Raw genomic sequence first — 19,163 nt, forward strand, 5'->3', positions numbered from 1 at the left:
TGAAGTTTTTGCACCAGATCCTCACGGTTTGGTTGGTCTTTGGCCGAGGCTGTGCTAGCGGGTGCGCATGACTGATACGCTGACCATTCGCCGCCCCGATGACTGGCATCTGCATTTGCGCGATGGCGCCATGTTGCAGGCCGTTCTGCCCGAAACCGCACGCCATTTTGCCCGTGCGATCATAATGCCGAACCTCGTTCCGCCAGTTGTGCGCGGCGATCAGGCCGCCGCATATCGCGACCGCATTCTGGCCGCCCTGCCCGAAGGCATGCCGTTCGAGCCGCTGATGACCTTGTACCTGACCGAAGACACCGACGCCGAGGATGTCGCCGCAGCCCATGCAAGTGGGCTGATCAAGGCCGTAAAGCTGTATCCCGCAGGCGCAACCACCAATTCCGCCTCGGGCGTGCGTGATTTCGACAAGGTCCGCCCGGTGCTTGAGAGAATGGCTGAGATCGGTCTGCCGATGTGTGTCCATGGTGAAGTCACCGATGCCGAGGTCGACATTTTCGACCGCGAAGAGGTTTTCATCGATACGATACTTGATCCACTGCGCCAGGCGACTCCTGGTTTGCGGGTCGTGATGGAACACATCACGACGGCTCAGGGTGCGATTTATGCGCAATCCGGTGGAGATGATCTTGCTGCAACAATCACGGCCCATCACCTGATCATCAACCGCAATCACATCCTGGTGGGCGGGATCAAACCGCATTACTACTGCCTGCCCGTGGCCAAGCGCGAGACCCATCGCCAGGCTTTGATGAGCGCCGCAACTTCTGGGATGTCTTGCTACTTCCTTGGCACCGACAGCGCGCCGCACACAGACGCGAACAAGGAAATGGCCTGTGGTTGCGCGGGATGTTTCACCGCTACAAACACAATGTCCCTTGTGGCCGAGATGTTTGACAAAGCCAGTGCGCTGGACAAGCTGGAAGGGTTCACATCATTGAACGGACCTGCGTTTTATGGCCTGCCGGTAAATAAAGAAACCATCACGCTTACCAAGGGCGACCCCGTTGAATATCCCGACAAGATCGAAACTGACGACGGCCCGGTAACAGTATTCGAACCCGGGTTCCCCTTGCACTGGCGCGTCGTCTAACGCGCCAGCATTTTCGCCAGATCACGGGTGCGGCCACCGGTACGCAGCATCGACCAGATCGCGTCTGCGTCCTCGGCACCGATTAGCTTGGCCGCCTTGCTTCTGACCCGGTCTTCCCGGTCGGCCAATGTCATAGGGCCAAGCAAATCGTGGCTGGCCTGTTTTCGTGCCCCATCGCGGCGCAGCAAAGACAGATCCGCTTGAGTTTCAGACAGCGTCTCATCGGCTTCGACTGAAATCCGGTCCCGCAGCGATTGCAGGCGCCTATCCGCACATACCTTATCCGAAAAACTGTCTGGCAAGGCTGTGTCATATCCCAGCGCTTGCATAGCAATAACCGTCCGGTAGGAAAACTTGGCCCCCAACCCGGTGGTCGGAGAGGTTTGATTACACACTGTCATCCAACGTGGGTGGGTCTTGATCCTGATCTCGGCTACTTCGGGCTCTGCAATATCCAGGTCACGTGCGGCCTCTAATGCGGCGTGCAACCCATGACAGCAGGCATGAAACTTATGGCTTACATCTTTGAACAGCCACGTCTCTCCAATTCCATCGAGAGCAGCGGCCTGTTCGAACTGACCAATATGGGTTGCACCAAAACCATAGGGCCCCTCAAGCGCATCCGAGTTGGGATCAAACCCCTTGGACACCAACAGCGCAGCCTCAACCCCTGCAGCGGCAGCTAGCCCGGCATTATAGGGCTTTCCCATCGTGCCGAAATGAGCTTTCAACCCTGCGGCGCGGGTGGCAGCCAGACCAAGAACCCGGCGCATCTTTTCCGTATCGAACCGCAGCACCCGGCCAGCGGCGACCGCCGCACCAAAGGCACCTGACGTCGCGGTCTGATGGAACCCGCCCTGGTAATGCGCACGCCCCAGCCAAAGCCCTACGCGGATCGAAACCTCCATCCCGACAAGAGCGGCCTCAAGGACATCGACAAGAATTCGGTCGTCCCAATCACAAAGGGCAAAGGCCGCAGGCATAACCGCGACCGAAGGGTGCCCGATATGCGCAAAATGCGTGTCATCATAATCCAAAGCGTGGGAAATGGTTCCGTTAACCAAACCTGCTGCCCTGACGGGAGCCAGCCCCCCGCCAAACAGATGGGCCTGCGGGTTGCCTCCTTCATCCAGAACCAGTGCGCGCACGGTCTGAGATACGGGTTCGCTAACACCGACGCGGCCAACAACCACCCAATCCAGCGCAGACAGAGAGGTTACGAGACGGGCCTCTGACGAGGTCGCAACAGGCCCCGAGGCAAAATCGGCCAATGCTGTGGTAAAATCAGTCATGTGGCGCAGTCTAGCAAGCGCCGCTTTCGGGTAAAGACTTAGCTGTACAATTCCTCTGCCCGGCCCTCGAACGCCCTCACGATCCTGTGCATCGCCTCATTGAAGACCACTCCGATGATACCCTGCAGAATGGCATTCTTGAATTCGAAATCAACATGGAACGAAACGTTGCACCCGCCTTCTGCTGCGTCCTCGAAATGCCAGTCCGACTTCATGTATTTGAAGGGCCCATCCAGATATTCCGTGTCGATCCGGCGTTGTTCGGCAAACAGGGTAACCCGGCTGCCAAAGCGTTCGCGGAACACTTTGAACGAAATGATCAGGTCCGCTTCCATCACCTGTGCCTCTCCTGCTGCATATGAGCGTCGGATACGTGCAGCCGCACACCAGGGCAAAAACTCGGGATATTTTGCTACATCGGCAACCAGATCGTACATCTGTTGCGCAGTGTAAGGCAGGTGTCGCGTTTCCGAATGTATAGGCATGGCGTCCGGTTTTTGCAGGTGACAATGGCGCGTCATGTCGTATGTTGCGCGCCAAAGATCAAGGGGGCAGCGATGAGCCAGCGCGGATATGTGATTGATGAGATGATCTCGGCAAAGGCCATTGCCGCCAGGATCGAAGAACTCTGCCGCGAAATCACTGCCGAATTCGACGGGACCGACAAGCTGGTCGTTGTCGGCCTGCTGCGTGGCAGCTTTGTCTTCATCGCCGATCTGGTGCGCGAATTGGACTTGCCCATCGAAGTGGATTTCCTTGAGGCGTCATCCTACGGGGATGCGATGGAAAGCAGCCGGGAAGTCCGCATTCTAAAAGACCTGCGCGGCGCTATTGAGGGTCGCGACGTTCTTGTGGTCGAGGATATCGTCGACACCGGGCACACGCTGAACCATGTTACTCATCTGCTGCAAAGCCGCGATCCTGGAAAACTTCGCTCGATCGCACTACTGGACAAGCCCAGCCGGCGCGAGGTCGATTTCCGTTCGGACTGGATCGGGTTTGAAATTCCTGATGAGTTTGTTGTGGGTTACGGGATCGACTACGCACAGCGCAATCGCAACTTGCCGTTTATTGGTAAGGTTCGTTTTATCGAAGACTGAGAAGGATAAAAAAACCCAGATTCCAATAGTCAAAGTTGCTGCGCACATTTGCATTCACTTAATTGAATACCATTGGACAACGCCCTCAACAACAGATTACCCTCCGATCATCTTGGGAGGATTCTGCTTATGAAAGTAATGTCTATTGGGCTTCTGGCGACTTGCGCAGTCGCCGCAACGGTTGGTCTTGCGGACGCAAAAGACAACAAGGGCAAAGGGAAAAGTTCAGACAAGTCGAAAATCGAAAAGTCGATAAAGACCAATAATGGCGTTGGTGTACCGCCCGGACAGATCAAGCGTTATACGCGAGGTCAGAAACTCCCTAACGATCTGAATTTTGACTATCTTGATGACCTGGACGGCTGGAAGTTGAAGCCCCTACCCGCCGGTCAGCGATATATCCGCGTGGATGACGAAATCCTGTCGATATCTGATGACACTAAGACAGTCATTGATGCCGTTGGAATAGTGAGCGATCTCGTAAACTGAAGTTTCAGCCATTAAGTGATCGAATTGCGGCAACAAATACGTCTACTCCTACCGGGATAAGTGCGTCTGGGAAATCATAGTCAGGGTTATGCAATTGCGGATGATCCTGCCCCGACCCCAGCCAGAACATGGCCGTTTTCGCGCCTTTCCCAAATTGCCCGAAATCTTCTGAGAACTTTTGCGGCGCCTTTGTTGAATGGCACGGTACTCCACGCTCGGCGCAGGCCGTTGCGATGATGCTCACCGCGTCGCTGTGATTGACGCAGGCCTCGAAGACATCGTCATAGGTGATCTCAACCTCCAGACTGTCGGCGGATGCGGCGCGGCGCGCCAGTGCCTCGGCCTCGGTCATCAGCTTCTGCATCCGGGCATCTGAAACGGTGCGCAAGGTCACCCAGATCTCGGCCTTTCCCGGAGCGACGCCGAAAGTCGGCTCTCCCAAACGGGCATGCGTCACAGTTGTCAGCGCAAAATCGGCATCCAACGCGCCGCCTGCGCCTAAACTCGCCAGCTTCGAAACCAGTTCGGACATCGCCTCAGCCGGGGAAATCCCATCCTGAGGCGCAGCCGCATGGGACGTCTTGCCGGTCAGGATGATTTTCATCCCGCGCGAGGCGCAGTTAGCCGAACTCTGACACAACTCAACAGCGCCAAGTTCCAACCTCGGCAGGTTGTGCAGAGAGAACACGTAGTCCGGCGCGATCTTCGCGAATTGAGGGTCCGCGCGAAAGGCGATGGCGCCCTGCCCGGTTTCTTCAGCCGGTTGAAAGATCAAAACCACCCGACCCTTTTGGGGTCGGTGACGCGCCAGGTCTTCCGCAACGCCAAGCACCATCGCCATGTGCCCATCATGGCCACACAGATGCCCTTTGCCCGGAACCTTCGACACATATAGGTGCGTACCAAGTTCTTGAATCGGCAGCCCATCCAATTCGCACCGGATACCAACGGTTGGCCCAGCCTGCCCACTGTCAAAAACCGCGGCAACGCCATGCCCTCCCAGTCCGGTAAGCACATGGTCCGCACCGAACCCCCGCAAAAGATCTGTTATGCGGGCAGCGGTCTCACGCTCGTGCCCGGATAGTTCGGGATATTGATGCAGGTCGTGGCGCAGGCGTGTCAGCCGCGCATGCGCTTCGGGTGTCACCCCTGTTCCAGCTTTTTCCGGCGTGCCTCACGCAGCCGGGCAAAATCGTCTCCGGCGTGATAAGACGACCGGGTCAAAGGTGTGGCCGATACCATCAGGAACCCTTTGCCATAAGCTGCCTTTTCATAGGATGCGAATTCTTCCGGCGTTACGAACCGATCGACTCCGTGGTGTTTGGGCGTGGGCTGCAGATACTGACCGATGGTCAGGAAATCAATTTCAGCGGCGCGCATATCATCCATGACCTGCCGGACCTGCTGACCATCCTCACCCAAACCAACCATGATCCCGGATTTGGTAAAGACCGACGGGTCCAGCTCTTTCACGCGCTGCAATAGACGCAAAGAGTGGAAATACCGCGCGCCCGGTCGCACTTCGGGATAGAGGCCAGGCACCGTTTCAAGATTATGGTTAAAGACGTCTGGCTTTGCCTCAACGACAACTTCTAGAACGGACGGATCGCATTTCAGAAAGTCGGGCGTCAGAATTTCGATCGTCGTACCCGGAGACCGGTGACGCACGGCGCGAATGGTCTGCGCAAAATGCTCTGCCCCGCCATCTGCAAGGTCATCGCGGTCGACAGATGTGATGACCACATGGTTCAACCCCAGCTTTTCAACCGCATGGGCAACGCGACCCGGCTCAAACGCATCCAGCGAATCCGGGCGACCGGTGGCGATGTTGCAAAAGGTACAGCCGCGGGTACAAATCTCGCCCATGATCATCATGGTCGCGTGGCCCTGGCTCCAACATTCACCGACATTGGGGCATCCGGCTTCTTCACAGACCGTAACCAGATTGTTGTCACGCATGATCTTGCGCGTGTCGGCATAACCCTGACCACCGGGCGCTTTGACGCGAATCCAACTGGGCTTTTTCGGCTGCGAATTGTCGGGCCGATGAGCCTTTTCTGGGTGTCTTTGTTCGGGAATGTTCAGATCGCGCACGGCCTGTCTTTCTGACTTTGGGTCAATTCGGTTTACCCATAACATAAACTGACCTCTGCTATTACACCACCCATGCATAGCCGCTATGCATCAGGGTGAAAGACTTTGACGTCTCAGGGCCAAAATTCTAAATAATTTCCTATTATTAACTGCAACTTACGCGTTGTCAGGTAAATTCTGACGCACCTGGAGCATCCGCCATTGAAGCGGATTTGGAATCCTTTTAAGTCCACGAAAACCGTACGTGATTCACAGGAGTTCGATCATGAAGTCTGGCACCAAACTGCCCGAAGTGACCTTTCACACCCGCGTCCGAGACGCTTCTGTCGAAGGACCAAACCCCTTCCGTTGGGAAGACAAGACCACGGCGGACTATTTCGCAGGAAAGCGCGTGATTCTGTTCTCACTGCCTGGCGCATTCACCCCGACATGTTCGACCTATCAGTTGCCCGGATTTGAAAACGGCCACGCAGATTTCAAAGCCGCAGGTGTGGACGAGATCTATTGCATGTCCGTGAATGACAGCTTTGTCATGAACAAATGGGCACAGGATCAAGGCCTGAAAAACGTCAAGGTCATCCCTGATGGCTCAGGCGAATTCACACGTAAAATGGGCATGTTGGTCGACAAAGATAATCTAGGCTTTGGCATGCGGTCCTGGCGCTATGCGGCCATCATCAATGACGGCATCGTAGAAGCCTGGTTTGAAGAGCCCGGACTGATGGATAACTGCCCCGAGGACCCCTATGGCTTTTCGTCACCGGAAAACCTGATGAAACATCTAAACGAAGTCAAAGAGCCGGAACTGGCCTGAGTTCGTCCTCAACAGAAAAGTCCGCTTCAGGCGGGCTTTTTTGTGACTAGCGCGTTTGCGTGACAATGCTCTCGCCGACGGTGCGAATGGTATCCGCCAGGCTTTCGAACCAATCTTCCTGCGAGGTAGAAGATCGACGAACTAGCCCCACTGTCCTTGCCGGCTGCGGCGAGGCAAATCGCATCAGCTCAAGACCCGGTACCGCGTCGGATTCGGAACGGGCGGCAAGCTCTGGCATGAGCGTCAATCCAAACCCTTCGGCAACCAAACGGGATAATGTCGCCAAAGACGAGGCACCCATGTTAATCAGACCGCTGCTGCGGTCCTGACCACAAACCTCCAGGGCCTGATCCGTCAGGCAGTGCCCATCATCCAGTAGCATAAGCTGTGCATTTTGAAGGTCCAAAGGGCGCAAACGCTCTGTATCGCTGGAAAAATTGCGCAACCGTGCCGAACTTCCGGCCAATAAGAACCGATCCTCGAACAAGGGAAATTCGAACAATTCGCTTCCCCCGGAGGGCAGCGCGACCACACCTGCGTCGATCTCACCAGCGCGCAGCATCGTCAACAGGCGCTCTGTCCGCGCTTCGCGTATCTGCACTCTCAAAGAAACATCGGCCGCCCTTAACCCCGCCAGAACACCTGGCAGAACATAGGGCGCAATCGTCGGGATTATTCCGATCGACAAAGACCGATGCCCGCTTGAGTGATCCTTGGCAAATTGGTCGAGCCTGTCCGAGGCACCAAGTATCTGACGCGCATATTCGAGCACATCCCGCCCCAAAGGGGTAAGCAATATGTCACGGGCCTTACGCTCGAACAGGGCACCACCGAGGGTTTCTTCTAACGCCTTGATCTGAACCGATAATGCCGGTTGCGAAACGTTACACATCTGTGCCGCCCGCCCAAAGTTGCGCTGTTGCGCAACAGCGTTAAAGTATAGGAGCTGTCGAAGGGTAAAGTTCATAACCCCTAGCTATCACTCCACCCTGAAACCGCAACCAAAACCGATCAAAGCGTTATCCGATCATACGGCTGCGCTCTTCCTGATCCTGGTAATGACGTTTCAGGCGCTGTAATGCGATACGCAAAACGATTTTGCCGGACCGCGCTGACCACCCCATTCGCTTTTCCGCCAATTCCAACCCTTCCAGATAGCAACAGCAGCGCAAAGCCACGTCGCTCAGCCCCGGTCCAAGGTCAGACAATGCACGCTCTACGCGGTCGCGCGCTTCTGAAGAACCCCGGTTGCCAGTGTCGCCGCTTCCAAAACTTCCGCGCCCACCGGCAGTCAGGAAATGGTCCCAGTTCTGTGCAACCTGAGGTCCGATCTGAGCCAGTTCAAAATCCTCGCGCAGGCGCTCTCCTGCCCCGACAAGTGCTTCATCTAAAAACGGCTTTCCATCCCGATCCCGACGCCTTGCCAGGGCGATCAGCGGGCTTTCTGCGGCGCTATAGCGCATTCTTCTGGGACGTTCTGGATGGGCGCGGTTTGTCGTCGCGTGAGAGGGCGCCCCATGAAACGAAGAAGGCGCTTCTGCCATTCCATGTTCGTTGCGAGACCTTGCCTGGTTCTCGAAATCGGCCATTAACTGGCTCAGTGCCGTGCGGCCCGCGCTGGTAATCCGGTAGCGCGATATCCGGCCTGGGTTGTCGCAGGAAATCCAATCCTTCAACGCCAATGCCTGTGCGATCCTGGAATCAACCACTGCAGTTCTGGTCGCAGCGGCTTCGCCGGTATCGCGCACCACCACTGCTTTGTTCATTTCTTCAGCGACAGCCAGGACCGAACCGGTCTCACACAGTCTGCGCAGTACCCTTAGGGCCTCGTGGTTGAATTCTTCTTTTTCGACGTGTGAATTATGACTGAACGCTGAAACCGTGCGATCAGAAGCATCATTGACCGAAAAATGTTCTTCGGCCAACGACTGCAAAGCCGCATCCACCAATGGATCGTCACGACGCATCTCAATTCGGCGGATTTGTCTAAGAATGGTCGAAGCATGGCACCCCGCAGATCGCGCAATATCGCGGATCGACTGGCCGGTTTCTGTGTGGGCCAGGTATCGCTGTGCCCCCTCAGGTACCCAAGCCGGAATGGTGAAAGCCATGTTGTTTTCCATAGTTCTGTGCCCTCATCGACGAAACAATCTGTTCTCTATCGCCCCCGGTGACTTTGTTAACCAATTCTAACTAGAGTCGCTTTCGTTACTCGTTCGTTAACTGCCGGAGGTGATGACCAGATTTCATTCAAATTCATAAACACTCATGAAGCGAGAGTTCGGGGAGAACCCGATTAAGGCAACACCCGCTTAGGTTGTGTAACAAATTGGGCAACATTAATCCGACAAGTGGAGCCCAATGATGCAGGACCTGATGACCATGATTTCCGCCCTCCGCCGCCCCCGCCTATTGGCGCGGGCAGCCAAACACGGCGCACAGGACTATGATCGGGACCGCCACCTGCAACGCATACTTGGGTACGGATCGCTACCTGGGTCGGGTGCGGCGCTGATGCGTTTGATGGATATTGAACGAGAGGTTAACGCGCAGAGACTGGCAGAAGATGCAGGCTATTCGCTGGTCCGTCATTTGGACCTTCTGATCGCGCTATTGGGTGAGGCGCAGCTGTACAAAGCCAGCCGCGCCTCACAGTTTTCAGTTATCAGCTGAAAGCGTCCGGCATAGAGGCCTTTTTCTTTTCAACATATTCGGTCAAAGCGCTGTGAATTCCCGGGTCGAGTTCCGGTTGCTTGTAGTTGGCAATCAAATGCTCGACCCGAGACGAGGCCAACTGCCGCGTATCGCGCGCGCCCTCGTCTTCCCAGGTTTCGTAAGGTTTGTAGTCCAGCAGGTCGGACTTCCAGAACGCCTCTTTGAAGTTTGCCTGCGTATGGGCACATCCCAGATAGTGGCCACCCGGGCCGACCTCGCGGATTGCGTCCATGGCCTGAGCGTTCTCATCATAGGCCACACCCTTGGCCAGACCGTGCAGAACGCCAAGTTGATCTGCGTCCATGACGAACTTTTCAAAGTCCGCAACCAGGCCACCTTCAAGCCAGCCGCAGGAATGCAGCATGAAGTTCACACCCGCCATCAGCCCCATGTTCAGCGAGTTCGCGGTCTCATAAGCGGCCTGCGCATCGGGCAGTTTCGAGCCACAGAACGACCCGGCTGAGCGGAACGGCAGACCCAGACGCCGCGCCAGCTGTCCCGCGCCATAGGTAACCATTGACGCCTCGGGTGTGCCAAAGGTTGGCGCGCCTGAGTTCATGTCGATCGACGAAACGAAAGCACCAAAGATAGCAGGCGCTCCCGGGCGGATGATCTGACTGTACGCGACACCGGCCAAAACTTCGGCCAGAACCTGTGTCAATGTCCCCGCTATCGAAACCGGCGCCATCGCACCACCGACGATGAACGGCGAGATGATGCAGGCCTGATTATTCCTGGCGTAGACTTCCAGCGACCCCATCATCACATCGTCGAAGGTCATCGGCGAGTTGATGTTGGTCAGCGAAGTCATGACCGTGTTTTCCTGAACAAACTCTTTGCCGAACAGGATCTCACACATTTCCACCGAATCCTGAGCGCGACTGGGATCGGTGACCGAGCCCATGAATGGCTTGTCCGATAAGGTCATATGCGCCATCAGCATGTCCAGGTGACGCTTGTTCACCGGAACGTCTGTGGGTTCGCACACAGTACCGCCCGAGTGGTGCAGCCACTTTGACATGTAAGCAAGTTTCACGAACTTGTTGAAATCGTCCATGGTCGCATAGCGACGGCCACCTTGCGCATCACGCACGAACGGAGGGCCATAGACCGGCGCCAGAACCAGATTGCGACCGCCGATGACCACGGACTTTTCAGGGTTTCTTGCGTGCTGCGTGAACTCGCTTGGCGCAGTTTTGATCAACTCGCGCGCAAGGCCGCGTGGGATGCGCACCCGTTCGCCATCCACATCGGCGCCCGCGTCTTTCCAACGTTCCAGCGCCGCAGGGTTGTCGACAAAATTGACGCCGACTTCGGCCAGAAGCGTTTCCGCATTTGTTTCGATGATCTGCAACGCTTCTTCGTTGAGAACCTCGAAATTCGGAATATTGCGTTCGATGTACTTTGCGGTCTCGATACGAACCGCTGTACGTTCGGCCCGGCGGGCAGCGCCACCGCCACCTCTCGCCCTGCGCCGGGTGTTTGCCTCTGTCATGAGAAAATCCCGTATCAGTTGTTGAATTTACATGTGTGTTACAGGAACCCGCCGCAATGGCAGTCGTGGATAACGGCGCTATAGGGGAAAAAGCGACAAAATGTCGGGGACAACCGCCACAAAATGACCCAGCACATGTTTTTGAAGTCGCGCGGCTCTTCGTCATTCGCTTCGGGACCGTCCACCAGACAAGCGGGCCCTAACCGCGACCAACTGGCGTGTCTATACCACTTGAAATCCCTTGCGCTTATCATCTTCGCAACCTAGTAGCAGAACCATGACCCAAGACACCCATGACCGCCTTCTGATCATCGACTTCGGCAGCCAGGTAACGCAGCTGATTGCGCGCCGCCTGCGTGAGCTGAATGTTTATTGTGAAATCCATCCCTATCAGAATGTTACGACGGACTTTGTTCGGAAAATGGCCCCAAAGGCCGTTATTTTCTCGGGCGGTCCCGATAGCGTGACACGAGAAGGGTCTCCGCGGGTCCCGCAGGAAATCTTTGACATTGGCGTTCCCATCCTTGGTATCTGCTATGGGCAGCAAGTGATGATGCACCAGTTGGGCGGCAAGGTCGAAAGCGGCCATGGCACCGCAGAGTTCGGCCGCGCCTTTGTGACCCCCAAAGGCCAACTGGATATTCTCGATGGCTGGTTCACCGACGGCGATGAACAGGTCTGGATGAGTCACGGCGACCATGTCAGTGAAATCGCGCCGGGGTTTCAGGTTTATGGCACCTCGCCCAACGCACCGTTTGCGATCACTGCAGACACGTCCCGCCATTTTTATGCAGTTCAGTTCCATCCCGAGGTGCACCACACACCAAAGGGCGCCAAGCTTTATGAGAATTTTGTAAAGCTCGCCGGGTTCAGCGGCGATTGGACCATGGGTGCCTATCGCGAGCAGATGATCGCGACAATCCGCGAACAAGTGGGCGATAAACAAGTGATCTGCGGTCTGTCCGGAGGTGTCGATAGTTCGGTCGCGGCGATCCTGATCCACGAGGCGATTGGCGACCAGCTGACCTGTGTGTTCGTTGATCACGGCCTGTTGCGCAAGAACGAGGCTGACGAAGTCGTCGGCATGTTCCGCGACAACTATAATATTCGGCTTATCCACGCGGATGAAAGCGATCTGTTCCTAGGTGAGCTTGAGGGGCAAAGCGACCCGGAAACCAAGCGCAAGATAATTGGCAAGCTGTTCATCGACGTGTTCCAGAAACATGCCGACACGATCGACGGGGCCGAATTCCTGGCCCAAGGTACCCTCTACCCTGATGTGATCGAATCCGTTTCGTTCTCGGGCGGGCCTTCGGTCACGATCAAAAGTCACCACAATGTTGGTGGTCTGCCAGAGAAAATGGGTCTGAAACTGGTCGAACCGCTGCGCGAACTGTTCAAGGACGAGGTCCGCGCATTGGGGCGCGAGCTGGGTCTGCCCCAAAGCTTTATCGGCCGCCACCCCTTCCCCGGCCCTGGTCTGGCAATCCGTTGCCCCGGTGAAATCACCCGCGAAAAACTAGATATCCTGCGCGAAGCCGATGCGATCTATATCGACCAGATTCGCAAACATGGGCTTTATGATGATATCTGGCAGGCCTTCGTGGCGATCCTGCCGGTTCGGACCGTCGGTGTCATGGGCGATGGCCGCACGTACGACTATGCCTGCGCCCTGCGGGCAGTTACCTCAGTCGACGGAATGACCGCCGACTATTACCCGTTCAGTCATGAATTCCTGGGCGAAACCGCCACCCGGATCATCAATGAGGTCAAAGGCATCAACCGATGCACCTATGACATCACGTCGAAGCCTCCGGGCACAATCGAGTGGGAATGAAAACAAGCCGGGCCAGCGCCCGGCTTTTTTGTTTCTGCGACACAAATATTTAGTTACCAATCAACATCGTAGAACTCCTAGTGCGCGGGCAACTCAATGGAAAGCAGCAAACCCCAAATCGGCAAAGCCGCGCTGTGGATGATCGGGGCGATCGCATCCTTTACGTCTATGGCCGTGGCCGGACGTGAGCTGAGCGTCACCCATGACACCTTTGAGATCATGTTTTATCGCAGCCTGGTCGGCATGTGCGTGGTCAGCCTTGTCCTGACGGTTACGGGAAAGTGGCATCAGGTATCGACCGAACGGATTGGCCTCCACGGGGTACGAAATACCCTGCATTTCACCGGTCAGAATCTCTGGTTCTACGCTGTTTCCGTGGCACCACTGGCACAGGTCTTTGCACTTGAGTTTACGCAACCGATCTGGGTGATCCTGCTGTCCCCGATGCTGCTGGCCGAACGGTTGACAGTCGTGCGGGTCCTTTCAGCACTTATCGGTTTTGCTGGTATCCTTATAGTCGCACGACCGGGGGCTGTTCCGTTAAGCGCAGGAATTGTCGCCGCCGCGATGTCGGCGGTGTTCTTCGCTTTGACTACAATTTCCACCAAAAAACTAACGCGTTCTGCAAGCATCGGGTGTATCATGTTCTGGCTGACCGTTATACAGGCCGGTCTTGGGCTGGCAGCCTCTGCGATCGACGGAGAACTTGCGTTACCAACGATGGCAACCGCGCCTTGGCTTTTGCTTGTAGGGCTTGCAGGCCTATTAGCGCATTTCTGCATTACGAATGCACTCTCAATCGCACCGGCTACGGTTGTGATCCCATTCGATTTTGCGCGCCTTCCTACAATCGCGATTGTCGGTATGCTTTTCTATCATGAGGCTCTCGATCAGTGGACGCTCGTGGGGGCTGCTGTCATTTTTGTGGGTATCTTCCTTAACGTTCAGTCGGAAAACCGTAACAGTTTAGCAACAGATTCTCGCAACACTCACTAAGGGTAACGTTCAGTCACCCGTTGACCACCTATTGTAGAGAGAGTGAAATCCACCTGTAAGAATAACTCGGTTGTGCGCAGACACCACAAATTCGCGCAACTTAGCGACATAATTGGGAGGAATGGATGAAGAAGACGCTTCTACAGGCGTGTGCTTTGTGCGTGGGCGCAACAAGCATTCAAGCCGGTGGTCTGGACCGTAGTGGACAGGGAATCAATATCATTTTCGAAGAGGGATCCGTGGTCCAACTTCGTCTTGGATATGCTTCACCCGACGTAAGCGGTGAACAAAATGGCGTAGAATCAGGTGATGTGTCGAATGCTTTCTTCTCACCGGGCCTGGCTTACAAACGTTCATTTACTGACAAACTGGACTTTGCGCTGATCTATGACGAACCATTCGGTGCGGATATTGGGTATTCCGCCGACTATCCCCTGTCGCAGAATCCAACTGCAGCGTTTGGAGGACGCAGCGGGATTCTGAGAGCCAGCGCTGATGTCGACTCCCTCACCGCATTGCTGCGCTACAAGCTTGACGGTGGCTTCAGCGCCATTGGCGGTATTCGCGCGCAACGTGCTAGCGCAAAAGTCGTTGTACCGGCAGCAGCCGGATACGAATTTGACGCGGATGCCGATACTGACTTTGGTTATCTCGTCGGGGTTGCCTGGGAAAAACCTGAAATCGCAGCTCGGGTTTCGCTGGTCTACAACTCCAAGATCACTCACGATCTGTCGTCGACCGAGTCGTTCAACGTAGTGCCGCCCGTCCCCGCCGGGTTGCAAACAATCGATGACACGACCAGGGTCGAGACACCGCAATCCATCAACCTGGATTTCCAGACCGGGGTTGCCCCAAAAACGCTGGTGTTCGGATCGATCCGCTGGGTTGACTGGCCTCAGACAGTAGTGGCACCTGCCGCCTATGTCGGGATCGTTGGGGACAACCTCGTCGACTTTGACGACGACACATTCACCTATACTCTTGGAATGGGATATCAGTTCTCAGAGGCTTTTTCTGGCGCGATATCCACATCTTACGAAAAGTCGAATGGTACCGAAGTATCAAACTTGGGGCCGACTGACGGTTTCTGGAGCATTGGCGTAGGCGGTACTTACACCGTGGAAAATGCTCAGATCTCGGGCGGTGTCCGTTATACGGACATTGGCGATGCGACAACCACCACGGGTGGTGAATTCAGCGGCAACTCTGCCTGGAGCGTCGGCCTTCAGTTGACCTACTCTCTGAACTGATCAGCGGCAAAACTGTTCACAAGGCTCCGCCCTCCGGCGGAGCCTTTTTTGCATAGATCCGCATGATCACGAATTGAGATGATGCGGTCCTGCGTGGCAAGGAACAGATATCTACTCCCATTCTGGCATAACGAAACCTGTGCCCAAGACTGTTGGTTCTAAACAACCGCGCACGCGCGATTGACGCCGCCTCCCACCCGTTTTAGCAAGGTCGGAAAAGGGATAGTGGACAATGATCTACAACTCGGCAAAAGACTGGCGGGAAGCCGCGCGCAAAAAGGTGCTGTTTTTTGGCATGTCAGGCCTGGGAAAGACCTATGTGTCCAACGTTCTGCGCGATTCCGGGGACTGGTTCCACTATTCGGTCGATTACCGGATCGGCACGCGATACATGGGCGAGTATATCATCGACAACGCCAAAGCCGAGGCCATGAAGGTCCCTTTCCTGCGTGACCTGCTGTTGTCTGATTCCATTTACATCGGATCAAATATCTCGTTCGAGAACTTGACCCCTGTCGCCGCCTATCTGGGAAAACCGGGCAACCCGGCACAGGGCGGCATGGAGCTGACCGAATATAAACGCCGTCAGGAACAATTCCGTTTGGCAGAAATTCACGCTCTGTTGGATACCGAGTATTTCGTGGATCGGGCGCAGAGATTGTACCAATACCCGCATTTCATTTGCGATACTGGCGGTTCGATCTGCGAATGGGTTGATCCCGACGATCCGCGCGATCAGGTCCTGACTGAGCTGTCGCGCCACACGCTGATGATTTGGATCAAAGGTGATGACGACCACACGTCCGAGCTGATCAGGCGCTTTGACCGTGCGCCCAAGCCCATGTCTTATCAGCCCGAATTCCTGACACGTGTCTGGGACGAATATCTGACCCAACAAGGCTGTTCCGCCGAACAGGTCGATCCCAACGCATTCATTCGCTGGACCTATGCCAAAGCTCTTGCGCACCGGCAACCGAGATACAGGGCAATGGCCGACAACTGGGGTCTGACGATCGCTGCCAGCGACATGCACAGTATTCGCGACGACGGTGATTTCGATGAGTTGATCGAACGTGCACTTGAGACCCGGCCAAAGCGCGATTAACTACGGCACTTACACTCTCAAACCAAAGGCTTGCATCCGATGCCGATCAAGATTCCCTCTGACCTGCCTGCATATGACGTTCTCACCAATGAGGGCGTCATGGTCATGTCCGAGGATCAGGCAATGCGTCAGGATATTCGCCCCCTTCGGATCGGGTTGCTGAATCTGATGCCCAAGAAGATTCAGACCGAAAACCAGTTCGCTCGCCTCATCGGTGCAACCCCACTGCAGATCGACCTATCGCTGATCCGTATGACCGAACATCGGACCAAAAACACCGCAGCCGAGCATATGGCCGAGTTCTACCGCCCGTTTCAGGAGGTAAGGGACCAAAAATTTGACGGCCTGATCATCACCGGCGCCCCGATCGAACATCTTGAATTCGAGGATGTCACCTATTGGGAAGAGATCAGCGAAGTATTTGACTGGACCCAGACAAATGTCCATTCGACCTTTGGCGTGTGCTGGGGCGGAATGGCGATGATCAACCATTTCCATGGGGTGCGTAAACATATGTTGGACGCCAAGGCTTTCGGATGTTTCCGGCACCGCAATCTGGCCCCCTCCTCACCGTTTCTGCGCGGGTTTTCCGATGATTGCGTCATCCCGGTCAGCCGGTGGACCGAGATGAAGCAGGCCGAAATCGACAACGCTACCGGCCTGACCACCCTGTTGGGAAGTGATGAGGCAGGCCCCTGCTTAGTCGAAGATAAGGACCATCGTGCGATCTATATCTTCAACCACTTTGAATATGACAGTGATACGCTCAAGCAGGAATATGATCGCGATATCGACAACGGCACACCGATAAACGTGCCGATGAACTACTATCCAGACGACGACCCCTCGTGCCGGCCTCAGAACAGATGGCGCAGCCATGCGCACCTGCTCTATGGCAACTGGATTAACGAAATCTATCAGACAACACCGTTCGATATGGATCAAATTGGTTCTTAAAACCATCATAGCTCTTGCCCTGTTGATTGCAGGCCTGGCCACCGTAACAACTTGGCGCGTGTCACGGAACGAAGCTGTAGCCGAGGCCAGTTTCCCACCCGAGGGTCAGCTGATCGACGTCGATGGAGTCAGCGTTCATGCCGTAGTCATGGGGCACGGGCCCGATGTCGTGCTGATCCACGGGTCCAGTGGCAACACTCGGGACATGACTTTTGCCCTCGCACCAATTCTGGCAGAAGATTTCCGTGTCATTGTTTTTGACCGGCCCGGACTGGGGTATTCCGACAGCTTCAATCCGGACGGAGAAACCCTTGAAGAACAAACCGAAATCCTACGCCGTGCAGCTGTCAAGCTGGGCGCGGACAAACCCATTGTTGCAGGGCAAAGCTATGGCGGGTCGGTGTCGCTGGCCTGGGCGGTTACACAGCCCGAACACATCTCGGCGCTGGTGTTGATTGCCCCCGCCGCGATCCCTTGGGAAACGCCGCTGGATGGTTTCAACCGAATGGCCGCGACCAAGCCCGGAAACGCGCTTGTGCTGCCGTTGATCAACGCCTTTGTCCCCGATTGGTATGTCGAGCAGGCCCTAGACGGTGTCTTTTCCCCCCAAACTGCACCCGAAGGCTATGCCGAACATTTCGGCCCCGGGCTGACCATGCGCCCGGCTTCGATGCATGCCAACGCAATGCAACGCGCCAATCTGTTGGACGAAGTTCGTGCGCTGCAGCCGCGCTATAAGGATATTTCGGTCCCGACCGAGGTTGTGCATGGCACCGCCGACACAACGGTCGGGTTGGAATGGCATGCGGAACCCCTGATCGACCAAATCCCCGGCGCTGAACTGATCGAATTGCCGGGAATTGGCCATATGCCACAGATCGTGGCCGCACCCGAAGTAGCGGCCGCAATCATCCGGGCTGCTCAGCGGGCGGGTTTGCGTTAATTCCGAGGCTAATCCATAGTAAGATATGGATTTTATCGCGAGGTGACTCATGACACGAACTGGCAAAGGCACCATCGAAGAATATTACAAAAAACGTGCACCAGAAGAAGTCCGGAACGAGATCAAAGAGGCTTATAAGGATGACATTCTGAACCCTACATACCCCTATGACGAACGCATGAAGCGTAAGGCGTATGAGAAACAAATGCAGTCCCTGCAGATCGAGCTTGTGAAAATGCAGCTTTGGGTGAAGGAAACTGGCCAGCGTGTCGCTGTTATCTTCGAAGGCCGCGATGCCGCAGGAAAAGGCGGGACGATCAAGCGGTTCCGTGAGAACCTGAACCCGCGTGGGGCCCGGAACGTTGCGCTCAGCAAGCCATCAGATCAAGAGCGCAGCCAATGGTATTTTCAGCGCTATATCCCACATCTGCCCGCAGCCGGGGAAATCGTGTTCTTTGACCGCAGCTGGTATAACCGCGGCGTGGTGGAAAATGTGTTTGGGTTCTGCAACACAAAACAGCGTGAACGCTTCTTCCGCCAGGTTCTGCCGTTAGAGACTGGCCTGTGTGACGATGGTATCCGCTTGTTCAAGTTCTGGTTGAACGTCGGACGGGCCGAGCAGTTGAACCGGTTTCTTGCACGCGAAACGGACCCATTGAAACACTGGAAGCTAAGCCCAATCGATATCGCTGGTTTGGACAAATGGGATGAATACTCTGCTTCGATTTCCGAGACCCTTACACGCAGTCACAGCGAAGCCTGCCCCTGGACCATAGTTCGTTCCGACGACAAGAAACGGGCAAGGCTGGCAGCAATCCGAACCGTGCTTCATGCGCTGGACTATGATGAAAAGGACAAAAATGCGATTGGCGATATCGACACCAAGATATGTGGCGGGCCAGATATCTGGGATGCCTGATCTTTCTTGCCGGCCAATATCATCACAAAGATTGGACGAATACGTGCTACCG

At 55.5% G+C, this 19,163-nt stretch carries 19 protein-coding genes; 12 read left to right on the forward strand and 7 right to left on the reverse strand.

Annotated elements, in window-relative coordinates:
• Positions 1-67 precede the first annotated feature (67 nt).
• A complete protein-coding gene (gene pyrC, locus FN806_RS03680; protein ID WP_142634119.1) occupies positions 68-1,105 on the forward strand; it encodes a dihydroorotase in 1,038 nt (345 codons plus the stop codon).
• On the opposite strand, the gene FN806_RS03685 is transcribed toward pyrC, so the two are convergent.
• Positions 1,102-2,397 (reverse strand): MmgE/PrpD family protein, encoded by a 1,296-nt coding sequence (locus tag FN806_RS03685; protein ID WP_142634121.1) that lies wholly within the window; start codon positions 2,395-2,397, stop codon positions 1,102-1,104. The two genes, pyrC and FN806_RS03685, sit on opposite strands and share 4 nt — an antisense overlap.
• Positions 2,398-2,435: 38 nt before the next feature.
• Positions 2,436-2,882 (reverse strand): type II toxin-antitoxin system RatA family toxin, encoded by a 447-nt coding sequence (locus FN806_RS03690; RefSeq protein ID WP_142634123.1) that lies wholly within the window; start codon positions 2,880-2,882, stop codon positions 2,436-2,438.
• Positions 2,883-2,954: 72 nt separating this feature from the next.
• Here FN806_RS03690 and hpt point away from each other — a divergent pair, with 72 nt between their 5' ends.
• Both hpt and FN806_RS03700 read left to right on the forward strand, forming a co-directional pair.
• Positions 2,955-3,497, forward strand: a complete 543-nt coding sequence (hpt, locus tag FN806_RS03695) for a hypoxanthine phosphoribosyltransferase (protein WP_142634125.1) — start codon at positions 2,955-2,957, stop codon at positions 3,495-3,497.
• 129 nt (positions 3,498-3,626) lie between these two features.
• Positions 3,627-3,986, forward strand: coding sequence for a hypothetical protein (locus FN806_RS03700; protein ID WP_142634127.1), 360 nt, complete (start codon positions 3,627-3,629; stop codon positions 3,984-3,986).
• Positions 3,987-3,990: 4 nt separating this feature from the next.
• On the opposite strand, the gene FN806_RS03705 is transcribed toward FN806_RS03700, so the two are convergent.
• Both FN806_RS03705 and lipA read right to left on the reverse strand, forming a co-directional pair.
• Positions 3,991-5,133: an amidohydrolase gene (locus FN806_RS03705; RefSeq protein WP_142634129.1), complete on the reverse strand. Its 1,143-nt coding sequence runs from the start codon at positions 5,131-5,133 to the stop codon at positions 3,991-3,993.
• Positions 5,130-6,080, reverse strand: a complete 951-nt coding sequence (lipA, locus tag FN806_RS03710; RefSeq protein WP_142634131.1) for a lipoyl synthase — start codon at positions 6,078-6,080, stop codon at positions 5,130-5,132. Before lipA ends, FN806_RS03705 begins: the two co-directional genes overlap by 4 nt.
• 265 nt (positions 6,081-6,345) lie before the next feature.
• Here lipA and FN806_RS03715 point away from each other — a divergent pair, with 265 nt between their 5' ends.
• Complete coding sequence (locus tag FN806_RS03715; protein WP_142634133.1) at positions 6,346-6,894, forward strand: peroxiredoxin; 549 nt, start codon at positions 6,346-6,348, stop codon at positions 6,892-6,894.
• Positions 6,895-6,940: 46 nt separating this feature from the next.
• Here FN806_RS03715 and FN806_RS03720 read toward each other — a convergent pair whose 3' ends face one another.
• Together FN806_RS03720 and FN806_RS03725 are read right to left on the reverse strand one after the other, a co-directional pair.
• Positions 6,941-7,861 carry a hydrogen peroxide-inducible genes activator gene (locus FN806_RS03720; protein WP_142634135.1) on the reverse strand — a complete coding sequence of 307 codons (921 nt, stop codon included), beginning with the start codon at positions 7,859-7,861 and terminating at the stop codon, positions 6,941-6,943.
• A gap of 52 nt (positions 7,862-7,913) precedes the next feature.
• Entirely contained in the window at positions 7,914-9,017 is a 1,104-nt protein-coding gene (locus FN806_RS03725; protein ID WP_142634137.1) for a DUF6456 domain-containing protein, read from the reverse strand.
• Between the two features lie 238 nt (positions 9,018-9,255).
• Between FN806_RS03725 and FN806_RS03730 the strand changes: the two genes are divergently transcribed.
• Complete coding sequence (locus FN806_RS03730) at positions 9,256-9,567, forward strand: DUF6477 family protein (protein ID WP_425471942.1); 312 nt, start codon at positions 9,256-9,258, stop codon at positions 9,565-9,567.
• Here FN806_RS03730 and FN806_RS03735 read toward each other — a convergent pair.
• Entirely contained in the window at positions 9,560-11,104 is a 1,545-nt protein-coding gene (locus tag FN806_RS03735) for a trimethylamine methyltransferase family protein (RefSeq protein ID WP_142634141.1), read from the reverse strand. The two genes, FN806_RS03730 and FN806_RS03735, sit on opposite strands and share 8 nt — an antisense overlap.
• Before the next feature lie 277 nt (positions 11,105-11,381).
• Here FN806_RS03735 and guaA point away from each other — a divergent pair, with 277 nt between their 5' ends.
• From guaA to ppk2, 7 genes are all read left to right on the forward strand, one after another.
• Positions 11,382-12,941, forward strand: coding sequence for a glutamine-hydrolyzing GMP synthase (gene guaA, locus FN806_RS03740; protein ID WP_142634143.1), 1,560 nt, complete (start codon positions 11,382-11,384; stop codon positions 12,939-12,941).
• 96 nt (positions 12,942-13,037) lie between these two features.
• On the forward strand, positions 13,038-13,937 hold the full coding sequence (locus FN806_RS03745) for a DMT family transporter (protein WP_142634145.1): 900 nt from the start codon (positions 13,038-13,040) through the stop codon (positions 13,935-13,937).
• Positions 13,938-14,062: 125 nt separating this feature from the next.
• Positions 14,063-15,187, forward strand: coding sequence for an OmpP1/FadL family transporter (locus FN806_RS03750; protein WP_142634147.1), 1,125 nt, complete (start codon positions 14,063-14,065; stop codon positions 15,185-15,187).
• Between the two features lie 232 nt (positions 15,188-15,419).
• On the forward strand, positions 15,420-16,292 hold the full coding sequence (locus tag FN806_RS03755; protein ID WP_142634149.1) for an ATPase: 873 nt from the start codon (positions 15,420-15,422) through the stop codon (positions 16,290-16,292).
• A gap of 39 nt (positions 16,293-16,331) precedes the next feature.
• Entirely contained in the window at positions 16,332-17,249 is a 918-nt protein-coding gene (gene metA / locus FN806_RS03760; protein ID WP_142634151.1) for a homoserine O-acetyltransferase MetA, read from the forward strand.
• Positions 17,250-17,307: 58 nt separating this feature from the next.
• On the forward strand, positions 17,308-18,192 hold the full coding sequence (locus FN806_RS03765) for an alpha/beta fold hydrolase (protein WP_246097136.1): 885 nt from the start codon (positions 17,308-17,310) through the stop codon (positions 18,190-18,192).
• 49 nt (positions 18,193-18,241) lie between these two features.
• Complete coding sequence (ppk2, locus tag FN806_RS03770) at positions 18,242-19,111, forward strand: polyphosphate kinase 2 (protein WP_142634156.1); 870 nt, start codon at positions 18,242-18,244, stop codon at positions 19,109-19,111.
• The last annotated feature ends 52 nt before the right edge of the window (positions 19,112-19,163 follow it).

The sequence above is a fragment of the Ruegeria faecimaris genome (assembly GCF_900182615.1).
GTDB lineage: Bacteria > Pseudomonadota > Alphaproteobacteria > Rhodobacterales > Rhodobacteraceae > Ruegeria > Ruegeria faecimaris.